The sequence below is a fragment of the Pseudomonas sp. DTU12.3 genome (assembly GCF_004124275.1).
GTDB classification, from domain to species: Bacteria; Pseudomonadota; Gammaproteobacteria; order Pseudomonadales; family Pseudomonadaceae; genus Aquipseudomonas; species Aquipseudomonas helmanticensis.
Genome location: NZ_CP027218.1, coordinates 3,918,013 through 3,932,829, shown reverse-complemented (window position 1 = coordinate 3,932,829; position 14,817 = coordinate 3,918,013). Strand labels below are relative to the sequence as shown.

Here is a 14,817-nt window from a genome sequence, read left to right as displayed (position 1 = left end):
TCAGGTGATCTCCAGCTGACGAAGACGGGTTTCAATGGTTTGCACCGCAAGGCTGGCCTGACGTTGCAAACCGCCATTCCAGCTGAGTAGCGCTGGCGCCTGACGCCCAAGCTTCATCGGCCCGGCGCCACGCACCAGCAACACCAGCCTGACGTCGAGGTCCGGGCCGAAATACAACGCGGCGAGGTTGGCCAGGGCCGGATGCGCTTCGCCGTCCGGCAAAAAACGCCCGGCTTGCGTCGCGGGCAGCGGCCCCAGCGTCAAGCGGATGCCGGCGTGTTCATCCCAGACCCGAGTCCCCGCCACGGCGGTGCGACCGAGCTGCAGATTGCGTCCGCCAGCCTTGATCAAACTGCGACTGGCCAGCGGGATTTCGCGCCACGCACCTTCGTAGGCACTCAGCTCAACCGGCACGGCGAATTGCTCGCGAACGATCGCCGCAAACCCGGCCAGCGAACGTCGGCCATCGGCAAACAGCGCGGTACAGGCCAGCACTGCACAATCGGGAACGGCTTGGCGTTCCTGCAAGGATTTCGGTAGTAACCCGGTCAGTGCGCGCAGTTGTGCCTGCACGGGCGAAGCACCGGGCGTGACAAAACCCAGGGCGATCCGGTGTTTGCGCATCACCTTGTAGAGCAGGCTGAGCAGGCGATGCTGGAACAGATCCAGAAACGCCGCCGGCGCATGATCCTTGGCCCGCGCCCGCTGTTGCAGCCATTCCTGGTAGGCATAGGGCAGGGGGCCGTCCGGTCCGCCAAGACCGAAGACCGGTGTGTCGATGGTCAACGGCTCACCGGGTTCTTCGCGCAGATCTTCGATCTGGCTGGCGGCAAACATCGGCGTCAACGGCCCGCGCAGTTTCAGCGCTTCCGCTTGGGGCGCTGTGCCGCTGCCGAGGGATTCGGCTTGCGGTTGTTCGCGCTCCAGCAGCAGCAACGCCTGCAACAATTCAAACGCCTGCGGATCACGGCGCAGACGCTGGCTCAGGGTCAGAGCGACAGCGGCATGCCGGCTTGGGGTTGCCATGCCTTGACCTCCTTGTCAGCCTGCATGAGTACCGTGCGCACAAAGCGATTGGCCGTGGCGTACACCGAGAAGAACTGCGCCAGCACGGCGGAAAACAACACCGCGCTACTGCCGACAAAATGCTGTGGATCGAGCTGCAGTTGCACCTCCAGACCATTGCGCCAACCACGCCAGGCATCGGCGCCGACATGACCGATCACCCGCTCGCAACCGAGGCTCAGCAGGCCTTCGATCTGGCGGATTGCGCTGGCCTCATCGCGCAGGTTGTGCAGGTGCAGAATCTCCTTCAGCGCGTCCAGCGCCTGCGGGCCTTCGACCAGCGACAAGTGATTGAGGGTCAGTTGCGACACCAGCCGCCAACGCGAATCACCGTCCAGTCGCGGCAGGCTTTGCGGGCTCGGCGGATTGCGCAGGCGTGCCCAGGCCACCGGCCCGGGACGCTCGAAACCCAGCGGGGTGCCGGCGGGCAAACTCTGCGCCAGATGACGATTGGTGCAGAGCAATTCGGCGGTGAGGCTGTAATCGGGCAGATCGGTCAGTGGGTCGAAGCGGGTGTCGACCACACTGAGCAAGATATCGCTGCCGAGGCGGTTCGGGGTCATTCCGCTGACGCGCCGCGCATGCCAGTAACGCTGCTGATCGCCGCCGCTGTGCTGGCTGCCGTAATACGCCGGCAGCCGTTGCACGCCGGCGCTGGAACTGGCGCGCACGCTGCGAATGCTGTGGATCTCGACACTGTTTTCGCGGTGGCTGTCGGCGATCAGCCGGTATTCGCTGCGCGTGCCGTCGGGGCGCAGTGGTTCCGACGTGCGCGGGAACAGGTTGATCACCGGCGCACAGCCGAGGGCGATATCACTGGCCTGCAAATGCACGCGGCTGGTGGGTGCACGGTCGAAAACGATGTACAGATACAAGGTCTGGCTGTCGCTGCTGACACCGCTCAGCGGCAGGTCGAAGAAATGGAATTTGTCCGGGAAGGCAAAGTACTCGGCCAACAGGCGCATGCCCGGGTGCACGCCATCTTCATCGGGCAACAGCACTTCGTCATCGCTGAAACCGACGACTTTCGGTAAACCCGGCACCGTCGCCGGCACGCTGCCGGGTGATCCCGCGAGCACCTGCACGGCATGCGCACCGAGCAAGTCATACAGGCAGGCATTGACCACCGGCGAGGCGGCCAGATGAATGCGCAGTTGTTGAATGCCCAGCTCGGACCACTGGCTTTCACCCAGGCAGCTCAGGCTCAGGCGCAATGCCGAACGTGATTGCGCCACGCCGGTCAACGCCTGCGCTTCATCGCTGCCGAGCAACAGCGCTTCGGTCACTGCAACCGGCCACAGGCACACGGCGGCAGAGGTGCGAAAGTGCAGGCTTTCACCCTTGTGAGTGGTGACGAACAACGGCGTGTCGCGGGGCAGGGGATAGCCTTCGTCGAGGTTGCCTTTGCTCGGATCCGGTTCGAACTGGACGATGGCGCAAGACGGCAGCGGACGCATCGCCAGCGGATAGAGTTGTTCGAGCAGGGCATCGCTGAACTCGGCGTAGTCGTCATCCAGGCGCCGTTGCAGGCGTGCGGCGAGCAGCGCAAAACCTTCGAGCAAACGCTCGACATGCGGGTCGGGGCATTCGCCGGGCGACAGTTCCAGGCGCCGCGCGACTTTCGGATAACGCTCGGCGAACTGGCCGCCGGCGTGCCGTAGCCAGGTCAGTTCGCGTTGGTAATAGTCGAGCAGTTGCGGGTCAATCGAGTCGCTCATGGCGCACCTCCAGTCCTTGTCCGCCGGGCTCGATGACAAACGCTACCGGCCAGTGCTGCTGGCCGCTGCGCAACTCGCCGATCAGGCGAATGCTCATCTGCTGCGGTTGCTCGGGCACGGGATTGACCTGAACTTCGCCCAGACGCAGGCGCGGTTCGAAGTGGTTGATGGCTTCGCGGATGTCCCGCGCCAGTCGCCGCCGGTCATCGCTGCGCTGCTGTTGCAGAGCGCTCCAGTCGGCGATGCCGTAGTCGATCACGCTGGGAGGCTGGGTCAGCGTGCGTGGGCCACGGCGGGTATTGAACAGGCGCCCGAGCTCGGCGTGCACCGAGTCGAGCAGATCCTGCCGATCGAACTCCCGCGCACCGTCCGCCTCGCTGGAAGCGAGGCGTTCGAACAACGGTGGGAGGATGCCGGTGCCTGCCATGGCCGCGACGCCGGGTTAACTGACAAGCTTGTTGGCGGCCATGTCCCAGGTCGACGCGGCGGTGCCTTCCTTGGTGCCATCGTCCTTCTGTGCGGTGAGTTCCCATTTGATCTTGGTGAAGTTCAGCGACAGGGTTTCCACCGGTTTGCCGCCGGTACCGCCGCTGACGCTGACGTTGGAAATCACCACGTTGGTCAGGGTGTAGACGATAAACGGCATCAATTGCCCGCTGCCCTCGGCGGCGTTGCGGCCGATGGTGATGATGGCTTCGGGAATCGGTTTGCCGGCGCAGCAGTATTCGTTGAGGGACGGCGTCGAGCTGTCGACGAATTTGGTCAGGGTGAACTCGCCGACGTGCGGTTTGCCGGAGGTGCGCTCCGAGTTGCTGACGTCGTTGGTGACTTGCATGGCGACGTTGTGGCTGTAGGACATGACTTCGATCTTGTCCGCAAAACCTTCGAGCAGGCTGTCGCCTTTGATATCGCCGCCGAGGTCGAGAATGATTGCATCCATCGCTTGAAACTCCTGAAGAAGATCACATTAGGCAAATGGGCTGAACATTGAACCTGTGGCGAGGGAGCTTGCTCCCGCTGGACTGCGCAGCAGGCCCATGCCTTTAAAGGAAGGGCCGGTTCGCGACCCAGCGGGAGCAAGCTCCCTCACCACAGGGTTCTTCACTGGCGCAAAAAATTGTTTTCGTCAGGCAGCAACCGGCGGCGGCAACGTCGCCACCAGGCGGATCGACGCCGTCAGTTCCTCAAGCTGGAAGTGCGGCCGCAGAAACACCGTCGCGCGATAGGCGCCCGGCTTGCCGGCCACTTCGGTGACGTCCACGCGTGCCTCGCGCAACGGGTACTGCGCCTTGATTTCCTGCGGCGCGTTGTCGTTGATCAGCACGTAATCGGCGATCCAGTTATTGAGGTAGGTCTGCACGTTGTCGCGGGTCATGAAGCTACCGACCTTGTCGCGCATGATCACCTTCAGGTAATGCGCGAACCGCGATGCCGCGAGCACGTACGGCAACATCGCCGAGATCCGCGCGTTAGCGTTGGCCTCGTTGGTGTTGTAGACCTTGGATTTGTTGGTGGTCTGGCCGCCGAAGAACACCGCGACGTCGCTGTTCTTCTTGTGGCACAGGGCGATGAAACCGAGGTCGTTGAGCTCCTTCTCGCGGCGGTCGGTGATCGCCACTTCGGTCGGGCACTTCAACGACAGATCGCCAGAGCTGGTACGGAAGGTATGCGCCGGCAAACCTTCCACCGCACCTCCGCCTTCGGCACCGCGAATCGCCGCGCACCAGCCGTACTTGGCAAACGCTTCGGTGATGCGTTGCGACAGCGCCCACGCGGCGTTGCCCCAGAGGTATTTGCTGTGATCGGTGCCGTTGACGTCTTCGACGTAATTGATGCCTTCCACCGGCGATGTGTCCGGGCCATACGGCAGGCGCAGGAGGAAATGCGGCAGCACCAGAGAGACGTAGCGCGAGTCTTCGCTTTCGCGGAACGAGCGCCACTTGATCAGCTCCTGGCTCTCGAAGACTTTCGACAAATCACGCGGCACTGCCAGTTCGGTGAAGCTGTTCATGTCGAACAGGCGTGGGCTGGCGGCGGCAATGAACGGTGCGTGCGCGGCAGCGGCAACGTTCGAGAGTTTTTCCAGCAGGCCAATGTCCTGCGGGTGACGGCCGAAGGTGTAGTCACCGACCAGCAAGCTGAAAGGATGGCCACCGAAGGTGCCGTATTCCTCTTCATAGATCTTCTTGAACAGCGCGCTCTGGTCGAATTCGACGGCTTTTTCCAGGTCGTTCTGCAACTCTTTTTGTGTGACGTTGAGCAGGCGCAGTTTCAGCCGGGTGCTGGTTTCGGTGTTCTGCACCAGCATGTGCAGGCCACGCCACGAGGCTTCGAGTTTCTGCAGGTCGGGATGGTGCAGCACTTCGTTGAGCTGGGCGCTGATCAGTTCGTCGATCTGGCTGATGCGGTCGTTGATCATCGCCACCGTGTCCTTGTCGATGGCCATGCCTTCGTCAAGCACCTGGGTGGCGAATTCCGCGAGCATGTCGCGGGCGTAATCCTGCTGACTGTCATCGTGGGCCATGCGGCCGTCGAGAATGATCTGGTCGAGCAGGGACAGTGTCTCGGTCGTACTGTCGCTGGCTTGTTTCTGAGCAGAAGCGGGCATGACGAATTCTCCCTCGAATCAGGTGGATGATCAGGCTTGCGGTTCGGCCGGCGCCTCGGCATCAGCTGCCGGGGTAGCGGTGTCTGGGCGGGCCGATTTGATCTCTTGCAAGCCTTCGGTGTTGGCGATGACATCGCGCAACAGCTTGTCCAGATCATCGTTGCCGTCGAGCTTGGTCAGCAGATCGCGCAGACGCTGGCGGGCCTCGAACAAACGGCGCAGCGGGGTGACTTGCTCCACCACCTTGACCGGGTCGAAGTCGTCGATGTGTTTGAAATTGAGTTCGATATTGAGCTTGCTGTCGTCGCCGCTGAGGGTGTTGTTGACTTGCAGCGTGGCGCGCGGGCCGATCGAGGCGAGTACTTCGTTGAAGTTGTCGCGGTCGATTTCGGTAAAACGCCGTTCAGTCAGTTTTGCCAATGGTTCAAGCGGCTTGCCGGAGAGGTCGGCAAGAATCCCGACCACCAGCGGCAGTTCCTTTTTCTCGATGGCGTTGCCGATTTCGACGTCGTAGGTGATTTGCACTCGGGGCGGGCGCACCCGGTCGAGCTTGTGCTGAGTACTTTCTGCCATGTCGGCGGACTCCGATGCGATGGGCGGGCGCAATGCATCGGGAGGCCCGTTCATCGCTTTCCCTTACTGGACCGTAGGTTAGAAAGGGGAGCAGATGACCTGTCGTTCCTTTGACAAACCTTCCTCATTCGGCAGTGCCTGCCGAACTACCCAAGACGCTAGAACAGGTCTATAAAAATGCAAGCGAAAACATTTTTGGACAGGCTCGGGAAAAGGAAAATTCATTTTGTACGGACGATTTTTTGTAGCGTTTCTGTTTGCGCTGCTGGCGGGCTGTTCCTTTTTCGGGCCGAAGGTCGACCTCGACAGCCTGACCCTCGATGTCGCGCCCAAGGCCAACGACGACACGCCGATCGCCGTGGATTTCATTGCGGTCGCCGACCCCGATCTGCTCAAGCAATTATCGGCGATCAGTGCCAGCCAGTGGTTTGCCGGGCGCGAGCAGTATCAGCGCGACTATCGTCAACTGATGAGCGTCTGGGGACTGGAGCTGGTGCCGGGGCAATTCATCGACCGCCAACCGTTCCCTTTGGGCGGCAAGAAGGCCGCTGGACTTTTGGTCTTCGCCAGCTATAACACTCCCGGAGCGCACCGCTTGCGGCTCGATGATCAGAGCGAAGCGTGGTTGAAATTCGACAGCCGCGAGATGAGTCTGGTCAACGCCGACGAGCACTGAAATGCCACCGCTGCCGCCGGATCGCGGCCTGGTCGAAGGGAGTCGTATGAGTCTGCTACCTGACGCGGTTTGCTGGCACGAAGGCATGCAATTGCTGCCACAGCATTTTCAGTTGCAAGGGCTGCGTGCCGAAGCACTCGGTGCGCATCTGGCGCTGGCGTGCAACCCGTGGTTCTGGGGCGTCAGCCACATGGAGATCGATCCTTCGGCGTTGAGCGCCGGGGTGGTGCGGGTGTTGTCGCTGCAAGGGACAATGCCCGACGGTTTGCCGGTGGACCTGCAGGCCGGCATTGGCCCGACCCTGGAACTGGATGTCGGTGCGGCGATCGATGTCAGCGACGATGCGACGGTCACCGTGTACCTGGCGATCAGCCCGATGTGGCGTGCCGGTCAGTTGCTGCCGCTCAAGGGCCGCTTGCAGTCGGTGGTCGGCGAGGCGCTGCCGGATCTCACCAGCGGCGAATTCCCGGAGTCGATCACCGTCTGGCGTCCCAATCCACGGTTATGCACGCAACTGAACAAAGCCGATTCGATCTGCTTGCCGCTGCTGAAAATCCGCAAGGAGGGCGGCGGTTTTCTGCCGTTGTCCTACACGCCGCCAACACCGCTGCTGCTGCCGGAATCGCCGCTTGGTCGGCGCATCGCCGGACTGTGCGCGCGGGCGCGGGAGAAGTGCCTGTTTCTTGGTGGTCGTTTGCGTCAGGCGCAGCAGGCCGGCAATCAGGACGATGCGCTGGAAATCCGTCGTCAGTTGACCGCGCTGTGGCTGCGCCTGCCGGAAATCGAAGGCCTGCTGAACAGCCGCATCGCGCAGCCGCAGATCCTCTACGTGCACTTGCTCGGCCTGGCCGGCGCATGGTCGGCGCTCGATCCGCTGGCCGGTGTGCCGGCGTTTGCAGCGCTGGATTTTCTCGAATTGCAGCGTGGTTACGACGCCGTGCTGCAATGGCTGGAAACCACCCTCGAACTGATCCGCGCCGGCTATCGCAGCCTGGCCTTCGAACGTGGTGAACAGAGCTTCTCGATTCAGTTGCCGGACGAGCAACCGAGCCAGCGTCTGGTCATCGGTTTACGCATGCCCAACGGTGCCAGCGAGCAAGCGGCGAACGACTGGCTGCGCGGCGCGATCATCGCCTCGGCGCCGCACATCGCGCTGCTCAGCCGTCAGCGCATGAGCGGTTTGAGCCATCAGGCCATGAGCCGCAGCGAGCAGGTGGCCTACAGCGTCGGCGACGACACGCGGCTGTTTGTGATCACTGCCGAAGGTGCCTGGTTCGATGCGCAGCTGCCGCTGATGATCGCTGCCCCGGCGGCGAAGTTGACCAGCAGTCCGTGGCAAGTGGTTCTGTTTATTGCCCAGAACAGTGAAAGTGCCTGATCACACAAGGAACGCCGTATGTCGCAAGGAAGTGCCGCAAGCCTGGGGTTGCAGGACGCACCGTTGAGCAGCGCGTTCCGCGAAGCATGGCAGCAATGGCAACACGACTGGGTGCATTTGCCCAAGGACAGCGAGGACGAAACAGCGCTGGTCGAGACCGTGGTCGAGTTGTCGACGCAGGCTTCGCAACGATTGTGGCGCACGGCGTATTCGCGGGTTGGCGATTCGGCGACCGAACAGGTCAAGGCGCTGGTTTATGCCTTCGTCGCCTTGATTGATGAAACCCTGTTGTTCGAACCCTGGCCGGGGCAAGCGGCGTGGCAGGACAAACCGCTGGAGTCGCGGCTTTATGCCAGTCGTCAGGCCGGCGAGCAGGTGCCGGCGGCAATTCAAAGTCTGCTCGATGATCAGCAACCGCTCACACGCGATCTGGCCAACGTCTATTTGCAATGCTTGATTCTGGGTTTCCATGGACGCCTGCGCGGTGAGCACAGCCTCGCGCAATTGGCGAAGTGGCGGCTGGCGCTGTTCAACTTTGCCTGGCAGGACGAAGCCACGTATGACGATGTCAGCCGGCGGCTGGTGCAGCCTTCGCTCGCGACTCCATTGCAGTTGCCGGTGCGCACGGCGCTGCCGGACGGCTTTCGCCTGGCTTTGGGGATTCTGGCGATGCTGCTGTTGCTGACTGGTCTGGGTCATTGGTTGTGGCGCGATATCGCTCAGGAGTTGCAACCGGTATTGCAAACCAGCGATGTGGTCGCCGCACCGGAGCAAGGCTCATGAGCCCGCTGGCGATTGTCGCGTGGGTGATCGCGCTGTTACTGCTGCTGGTGATCACCACCGTGGCGGTGTGGTGGTTGCGCACCCAGAGTGGCGCGGCGATCCGCAGTTTTTATGCGTCGGTGCGTCATATGGAGCAGGAGCAGGGCAGTCAGGATCGTTATCAGATGCCGTGGCTGCTGATGCTTGGCGATGAAACCCAAGGCACGCAACTGGTCAGCGAATGGCGCTTGCAGCCGACCGACAAACCCGCCTGGTTCGGCCGCTGGTGGTCGGACCCCGAAGGCGCGGTGCTGGTGGTGCCGCAAGCGCTGTTCCTGCCGGATGACGGCATGCATCTGCAACGCGGCGGCTGGTGGCGCCTGCTCGGGCTGATCCTGCGGCTGCGCAGCAAACGGCCACTGGACGCAGTGATCTGGACGGTGCCGGCCAGTCGCCTGAGCAATCTCGAACAAGCCACCAGCCTTGGTTTAGCCGCGCGCCGGCGCTTCATCGATCTGCTGCAACGCTTCGGTCTGAGTGTGCCGGTGTACGTGATTGTCACCGGCCTGGAAGATTTGCCGGGGTTTCAGGAGTTGATCAGCGCGCTGCCGGCAGAGGCGCGCGAACGCACTTTGGGCTGGTCGTCACCGTACCCGCGTGACGCCGTCTGGCAGGGGCAATGGAGTGATCAGGCGCTGGATCGCCTGCATCGGGCGGTGGCGGAAGCGGTGATCGAAATCGGCACCTTGTCCGGGCAATTGAGTGCGGATCTGTACGCCTTGCCGGATCGTCTGGAGACATTGCGGCGTGGTTTGCAGAATGTTCTCGAACCGGTTTTTCAGGGCAACGCACAGGGCGAAGCGCCGTGTTTTCGCGGCGTGTATTTCACTGCCAACATTGCCGGCGAAGATGCGCAGGATGGTTTTTCCGCCGACGACAGCGGCCTGCAGCGCAGCGCGTTCGCGCGACAGTTATGGCGGCAGCGATTGGTCGGTGAGCGCGGATTGGCGCAAAGCGTGCCGCGCCTGTTGCGTCTGCGCCAGCGCTGGCAACGGCTGACTGCCGGCGTGGCCTTGGTGATCGGGGTGGTCTGGGCGGTGGCGATGGTCTGGGCCTGGCATGTCTCGGTCAGGGACGCGCACGAGCTGGCGCGGCTGATGCAAAACGCGCAGAAAAGCTATGTGGCGGTGACTGATGACGCGCATCGCATCGAACCGACCCGGCGCAACGTCCAGTCTTTTTGGCGGGTGCTGGAAAAGGCTCCGCACTGGAACTATGTCTCGCTGGCGTTTCCGACCTCATGGTTTTCTTCGCTCGATACGCAACTTGAGCAAGAGGTCTTTCAGTCGACGCAACGGCATATTCTCTTGCCTCTGCATCAATTGCTGATCTCCGATCTGGCGAAAATCAAAGCGATCCGCAGCACCGACCGGCGCAGCAGCGTCGAGAGCGAAGACCCGGCGCAGTGGCAGAATTATCAAAAAGCTACCGATCTGGTCGATCGCGCGTTGCGGCTGGAACAACAGAACCAATTGTTCAATCAGGTGCAAACCGATCAGCGCGCGCCGCTGGATGATCTGGTGCAGCTGAGCAACAGCGCGCTGTCGCTGAACCTCAACAGCGCGATCTTGCCCTACGCGCCGTTCTACAACCGATTGCTGGTAGCCGGTAACAGCGACGGCGACAATTTGCAGGCTCTCGACCTGAGCGTCGACCGCCCGCAGATCGTCAGCAATTTCTCCGGACTGATGCAGCGCTGGCTCGATCAGTACTTTCTCGCCGACAACTTTGTCAGCCGCGCCGGTTACCTGAAACTGCACCTGGATCAACTACAGGCCGGCAGCGGCAATAGCCTGCGTGAGCTGGAAGACCTCAGCGCGCTGATCGACGATCTGCAAGCGGCGATTGCCCTGACCAATTCCACCTGGAGTCGCGGCAAGGGTCAGGAACTGGTGCCGGGCTATCGCGACTTTATCGACAAGGTGCGCAAGAGCTCGTTGTTGGGGCAGCAGGTCGGACAAGACCTCGACACTCAGGCCGCGCAGTTGCAGCAGAGCTTTCGCGATCAATGGATCGCCCAGGTCGGCTCGCGCGACAATTTGCTGGTGCAACAGGCCAGCGGGCAACTGGCGTTGCAAGAGCAGGTAGTGAAGCTGCACAACGCGATTCAGGCGTTGTTCAAGCGTGATTTTGTCTCGGTGGCCCTGCGGGCCAGCCAGGACAACGTCAATATGCAAGGGCAGACGGTGGACGGCGATGACCTCAATGAGTCGTTGAAATACTTCGCCGATTACAACAGCTACGTCGCCGAAGAACTGCCGCGCATTCCGCCGGATTATCGCAGTGCGTTGATGAAAACCGCCGAGAGCGCCGCCGCTCAGGCCATGTGGTTAAGCCTCAAGGATCACAACGATCAGGCGCATCCTTACGCCGTGTTCAATGTCCGCGCCGAACAAGCCATGGACCTGCAAAAGGCTTTTGTCGAAGTTCATCGCACGGACCTGGCGACGCGCCTGCAAACCGCGCTCAACCGCCGCGCCTTGGCGCAGATCATCAATGGTCTGGATGAAATCACCGCGCAACCGTTGTTCGGCGGGCGTACTGAAATCAACCAGTGGGACGGCTCGAAAAACCTTGGTCTGCAATTGTTCGGCGCCAACGATGTACAGGACCTGAAACTGAGCCTCAAGCAGCAGTTCAACACCATGCTCGGCATCACCGAGCGACGGGCGACATCGTTGCAGTGGTTGATGACGCAGCAGGCCAATCTGTCCGCGCTCGATTACGAACGCGTGACGCAGTTCAGCGCGCTCAATGACGAATTGCTCAAGTACAAGGAGGCCAACCCGGCCAGTTCACCTGCGCAGATCGAGCAACTGGTCAGCCGCGATTTCGTCGAGATGGACACCGATACCTGCTTGCAGATGCTGCAGACCGCCAATCTGTCTGGCGGCCGTGGAACCCTGGCGATGCGCGCACTGGAGCTGCAACAGACGGCCATGCAGCGCTGCCAGATGCTCCAGGTGCAGCAAGCGGCGGCGGCGTGGAATGAGCTGGCTAACTACTTCAATCAATATCTGGCGGATCGGTTTCCCTTTGCCAATGGTGTGCAGGCGCAAGATGCCGACCCGGCGCGGGTCCAGTATTTACTGGAGCTGATCGACAAACGCCTACCGGTGGCGCAGGCGGGACTGGCCACCAATCAGACCCCGGAACGTGTGGCCGCAGCAGACTTTCTCAATCGGCTGAAACAGGCCAGTACCTGGCTGGCGCCGCTGTTCGTGCGCGACAAGAGCGGCATTCTCGGCGTCGAACTCGACGTGCGTTGGCGCACTGACCGCGATGACGAGAAGGGCGCCGATCAAGTGATCGCCGGGGGCCTGCTGGCCGGTAACCAGCAGATCAATTATCCGGTGCCCGGCGAGCAGGCCAATCTGCGCTGGATGGTGGGTCAACCGATTCGTCTGACCCTGCGTTGGGCGCGCAATGGCAAGGAGCGCCCGGTCAACGATCCGCTGCAACCGAATCTGGTCGTACGTGATCTGGAGGCCGGTTGGGAGTACGGCGGCCCTTGGTCGTTGCTGCGGATGATGCGCACGCATTTTTCCGTGCAGCGTCAGCCGAGCATGGATTACACCGAGTTTCCACTGGCCTTGCGCCTGCCGGTGACCGCATCCAGCGACAGCGTTACCAGTGAGTTCACGCGGATGTTTGTGCGCCTCTCGCTGATGAGCCAAGGCTCGAAACTGCCGCTGTCGATTGCGCCGTTGCCGACCCGCGCACCGCGCTCGCCGTTTCAGTTGAGCAGTAGCACCGCCGCCATTGAATCGCAGAAGGAGGGCTTGTGAGCCTGCCATCGACCACACTGCCGGACCTGATTGAGCAGTTGCTCGCGCCAATCAGCGCGGACGCGCCCTGTGGCGTCGATTTGCGTTACGAGCGCGAGTTCGACCAATTGCGCGACCTGCGCCGCGAGGACGACGCCAGTCTGCCGACCGGGGTCTGGCAGTCGACGTTGAAACGGGCGAGCTGGCCCGAAGTCGAGAAACTCACCACCACGCTGTTGCTCGAACGCAGCAAGGACCTGATGCTCAGCGCCTGGCTGGGCGAAGCCTGGCTGCACCTGCAAGCGCTGGACGGACTGCCCGGCAGCCTGGCGCTGATCGCCGGATTGTGCGAGCGCTTTCCCGAGCATTTGCACCCGCAGGCCGAGGATGGCGATCAGTCGTGGCGGGTGATTCCGCTGGAATGGCTGGTGCGTCGCTACAGTGAAATATTGCTCACGCGAGTGCCGCTGTTCGGTGCGCGCAACAGCGATTTCGAGGCTTGCACCCTGGAAGTCTGGCGCCGTTTGCAGATTCAGCAAGTGCAGGCCAACGACAGTAAAAATGCCAAGACCTCGGCAGAAACCGCGCGCAGCGAACAGAAGAAAATCAACGAGCAGATTCGCGCGACGCCCTTGGCATTCTGGTTACGCACGCAGGGCAATCTGCTGCTGAGCCTGCAACACCTGCAACGGCTGGACCGCTGGAGCGATGCCTTCCTGGGCGATCAGGCACCGGGATTGCGTCCGTTGCAGGAAACCATTCAAGCGCTGCTGACACTGGTTCAGGAGTTTATCGCCATGCACCCACAACAACCGGCGCCGCCACCGCCCGTGATCGAAGCGCCTGTGCTGGTGACGCAGCCTGAACAACAAGCACCAGCCGCAGCGGTGTTTCGCGAGCCGGCCAACCGTGAAGAGGCCTATCGGCAATTGCTGTCGATCGCCGAATACCTGGCCCGCACCGAACCCCACAGCCCGGTGCCGTATCTGATCCGCCGCGGCGTCGAATGGGGCAATAAACCGCTGAGCGAACTGCTCGGTGAGTTGATCTCTGCCGACGCCGAATCGCGCCGCTTGTGGACGCTGCTCGGGGTGCTTTAGTGCACCCGCTGGTTGCTGATTTTCGGCGGCAGGGCGATGGGCGTCAGTACCGGTTGCCCGGAGAAGAACGCGGTCAGGTTTTTCCCGACCAGCTCCACCGTACCTTGCGTGGCTTCCGGTGAAAGGCCGGCGACGTGCGGGGTGAGCAGCACATTGCCGAGCGCTTTCAGGGCATCCGGCACTTGCGGTTCGTGGTCGAATACATCGAGTGCGGCGCCGGCAATGCGGCGTTGCTCGAGGGCGGTGATCAGATCCGCCGTGGCGATCACACTGGCGCGGGCAATGTTGACGATAAACCCGTTCGGGCCGAGCGCGTCGAGCACCGGGCGCGTTACCAGCGACTGCGTGCCGATCCCGCCGGGCGTGGCGACGATCAGAAAGTCCGAAGCGCGGGCCAGCTCGGTCGGCGTCGAGCAGAACGCGTAGGGCACGTCGTTACGCAGTTGACGGTTGTGATAGCTGATCTGCATGTCGAAACCGAGGGCTGCCCGCTTGGCGATGGCCATGCCCACCGCACCCAAGCCAAGAATCCCCAAGCGTTTTCCGGCCAGCGACGGACGCATGATTTTCGGCCATTCGCCCCGACGCACGGCAGCATCGCAACGCGGAATATCACGCACCAGCGCCAGCAGCATGGCCATTGCATGGTCGGCCACCGACGAAGCGTTGACCCCGGCGCCGTTGGTCACGGTAATCCCGCGATCGCTGGCCGCCTGCAGGTCGACGTGTTCGTAGCCGGCACCGATCACGGTGATGATTTTCAGCGCGGGCAGGGCAGCGATTTCGTCAGCGGTCAGGCCCAACGGGCCACGGGTCAATACCGCATCGATGCGACTGCCGTGGCTGGCGATGGCTTGTGCACGTTCGGCGGGCGTCGGCGCGAGGATCAGGTGAAAGCCCTGATGTTCGAGAATCGGCAAATAATCGTTGATGGTTTCAACCAGTACCAGAACGGTTGCGGGCATTGCGCGGCTCCTGTGATCGTCGGCGAGTTGGTCGCGAAAGTCGTTTCAGAGTGCTGAATCCGCGCCGACTTGGCAATCGTTGTCATTCGCGCAGTGGTGCTTTGATTCTGGACGGCTTCGGGCAAGAAGCAAGGTAGGCAGCACA

At 62.0% G+C, this 14,817-nt stretch carries 12 protein-coding genes; 5 read left to right on the top strand and 7 right to left on the bottom strand.

The window, feature by feature from the left end; all coding sequences use genetic code 11:
- From tssG to tssB, 6 genes are all read right to left on the bottom strand, one after another.
- Window positions 1-1,026, bottom strand: a complete 1,026-nt coding sequence (gene tssG, locus C2E19_RS17745; protein ID WP_129394383.1) for a type VI secretion system baseplate subunit TssG — start codon at window positions 1,024-1,026, stop codon at window positions 1-3.
- Window positions 990-2,783 carry a type VI secretion system baseplate subunit TssF gene (gene tssF, locus C2E19_RS17740; protein WP_129394382.1) on the bottom strand — a complete coding sequence of 598 codons (1,794 nt, stop codon included), beginning with the start codon at window positions 2,781-2,783 and terminating at the stop codon, window positions 990-992. The genes tssG and tssF overlap by 37 nt, the downstream gene beginning before the upstream one ends.
- On the bottom strand, window positions 2,767-3,210 hold the full coding sequence (gene tssE / locus C2E19_RS17735) for a type VI secretion system baseplate subunit TssE (protein ID WP_129394381.1): 444 nt from the start codon (window positions 3,208-3,210) through the stop codon (window positions 2,767-2,769). The genes tssF and tssE overlap by 17 nt, the downstream gene beginning before the upstream one ends.
- Before the next feature lie 15 nt (window positions 3,211-3,225).
- Complete coding sequence (locus C2E19_RS17730; RefSeq protein WP_129394380.1) at window positions 3,226-3,723, bottom strand: Hcp family type VI secretion system effector; 498 nt, start codon at window positions 3,721-3,723, stop codon at window positions 3,226-3,228.
- 186 nt (window positions 3,724-3,909) lie between these two features.
- Window positions 3,910-5,391, bottom strand: a complete 1,482-nt coding sequence (tssC, locus tag C2E19_RS17720; RefSeq protein ID WP_129394379.1) for a type VI secretion system contractile sheath large subunit — start codon at window positions 5,389-5,391, stop codon at window positions 3,910-3,912.
- A 30-nt stretch (window positions 5,392-5,421) separates the two neighbouring features.
- On the bottom strand, window positions 5,422-5,964 hold the full coding sequence (gene tssB, locus C2E19_RS17715; RefSeq protein WP_064117633.1) for a type VI secretion system contractile sheath small subunit: 543 nt from the start codon (window positions 5,962-5,964) through the stop codon (window positions 5,422-5,424).
- 226 nt (window positions 5,965-6,190) lie between these two features.
- Between tssB and C2E19_RS17710 the strand changes: the two genes are divergently transcribed.
- From C2E19_RS17710 to tssA, 5 genes are read left to right on the top strand one after another with little or no spacing between them, the layout of a single operon-like run.
- On the top strand, window positions 6,191-6,640 hold the full coding sequence (locus tag C2E19_RS17710; RefSeq protein ID WP_129394378.1) for a type VI secretion protein: 450 nt from the start codon (window positions 6,191-6,193) through the stop codon (window positions 6,638-6,640).
- A 46-nt stretch (window positions 6,641-6,686) separates the two neighbouring features.
- Entirely contained in the window at window positions 6,687-8,018 is a 1,332-nt protein-coding gene (gene tssK, locus C2E19_RS17705; protein ID WP_129394377.1) for a type VI secretion system baseplate subunit TssK, read from the top strand.
- Between the two features lie 18 nt (window positions 8,019-8,036).
- A complete protein-coding gene (locus C2E19_RS17700) occupies window positions 8,037-8,801 on the top strand; it encodes a DotU/TssL family secretion system protein (protein WP_129394376.1) in 765 nt (254 codons plus the stop codon).
- Complete coding sequence (locus tag C2E19_RS17695; protein ID WP_129394375.1) at window positions 8,798-12,628, top strand: type VI secretion protein IcmF/TssM N-terminal domain-containing protein; 3,831 nt, start codon at window positions 8,798-8,800, stop codon at window positions 12,626-12,628. Before C2E19_RS17700 ends, C2E19_RS17695 begins: the two co-directional genes overlap by 4 nt.
- A complete protein-coding gene (gene tssA / locus C2E19_RS17690; protein ID WP_129394374.1) occupies window positions 12,625-13,707 on the top strand; it encodes a type VI secretion system protein TssA in 1,083 nt (360 codons plus the stop codon). Before C2E19_RS17695 ends, tssA begins: the two co-directional genes overlap by 4 nt.
- Here the strand turns inward: tssA and C2E19_RS17685 are convergent.
- Window positions 13,704-14,672: a 2-hydroxyacid dehydrogenase gene (locus C2E19_RS17685; RefSeq protein ID WP_129394373.1), complete on the bottom strand. Its 969-nt coding sequence runs from the start codon at window positions 14,670-14,672 to the stop codon at window positions 13,704-13,706. The two genes, tssA and C2E19_RS17685, sit on opposite strands and share 4 nt — an antisense overlap.
- Window positions 14,673-14,817 lie beyond the last annotated feature (145 nt).

Coding starts and splice junctions, on each gene's coding strand:
- tssE (WP_129394381.1), bottom strand. CDS start 3,210: ATGGCAGGCACCGGCATCCTCCCACCGTTGTTCGAACGCCTCGCTTCC.
- C2E19_RS17685 (WP_129394373.1), bottom strand. CDS start 14,672: ATGCCCGCAACCGTTCTGGTACTGGTTGAAACCATCAACGATTATTTG.
- C2E19_RS17730 (WP_129394380.1), bottom strand. CDS start 3,723: ATGGATGCAATCATTCTCGACCTCGGCGGCGATATCAAAGGCGACAGC.
- tssK (WP_129394377.1), top strand. CDS start 6,687: ATGAGTCTGCTACCTGACGCGGTTTGCTGGCACGAAGGCATGCAATTG.
- C2E19_RS17695 (WP_129394375.1), top strand. CDS start 8,798: ATGAGCCCGCTGGCGATTGTCGCGTGGGTGATCGCGCTGTTACTGCTG.
- tssF (WP_129394382.1), bottom strand. CDS start 2,783: ATGAGCGACTCGATTGACCCGCAACTGCTCGACTATTACCAACGCGAA.
- C2E19_RS17700 (WP_129394376.1), top strand. CDS start 8,037: ATGTCGCAAGGAAGTGCCGCAAGCCTGGGGTTGCAGGACGCACCGTTG.
- tssB (WP_064117633.1), bottom strand. CDS start 5,964: ATGGCAGAAAGTACTCAGCACAAGCTCGACCGGGTGCGCCCGCCCCGA.
- tssG (WP_129394383.1), bottom strand. CDS start 1,026: ATGGCAACCCCAAGCCGGCATGCCGCTGTCGCTCTGACCCTGAGCCAG.
- tssC (WP_129394379.1), bottom strand. CDS start 5,391: ATGCCCGCTTCTGCTCAGAAACAAGCCAGCGACAGTACGACCGAGACA.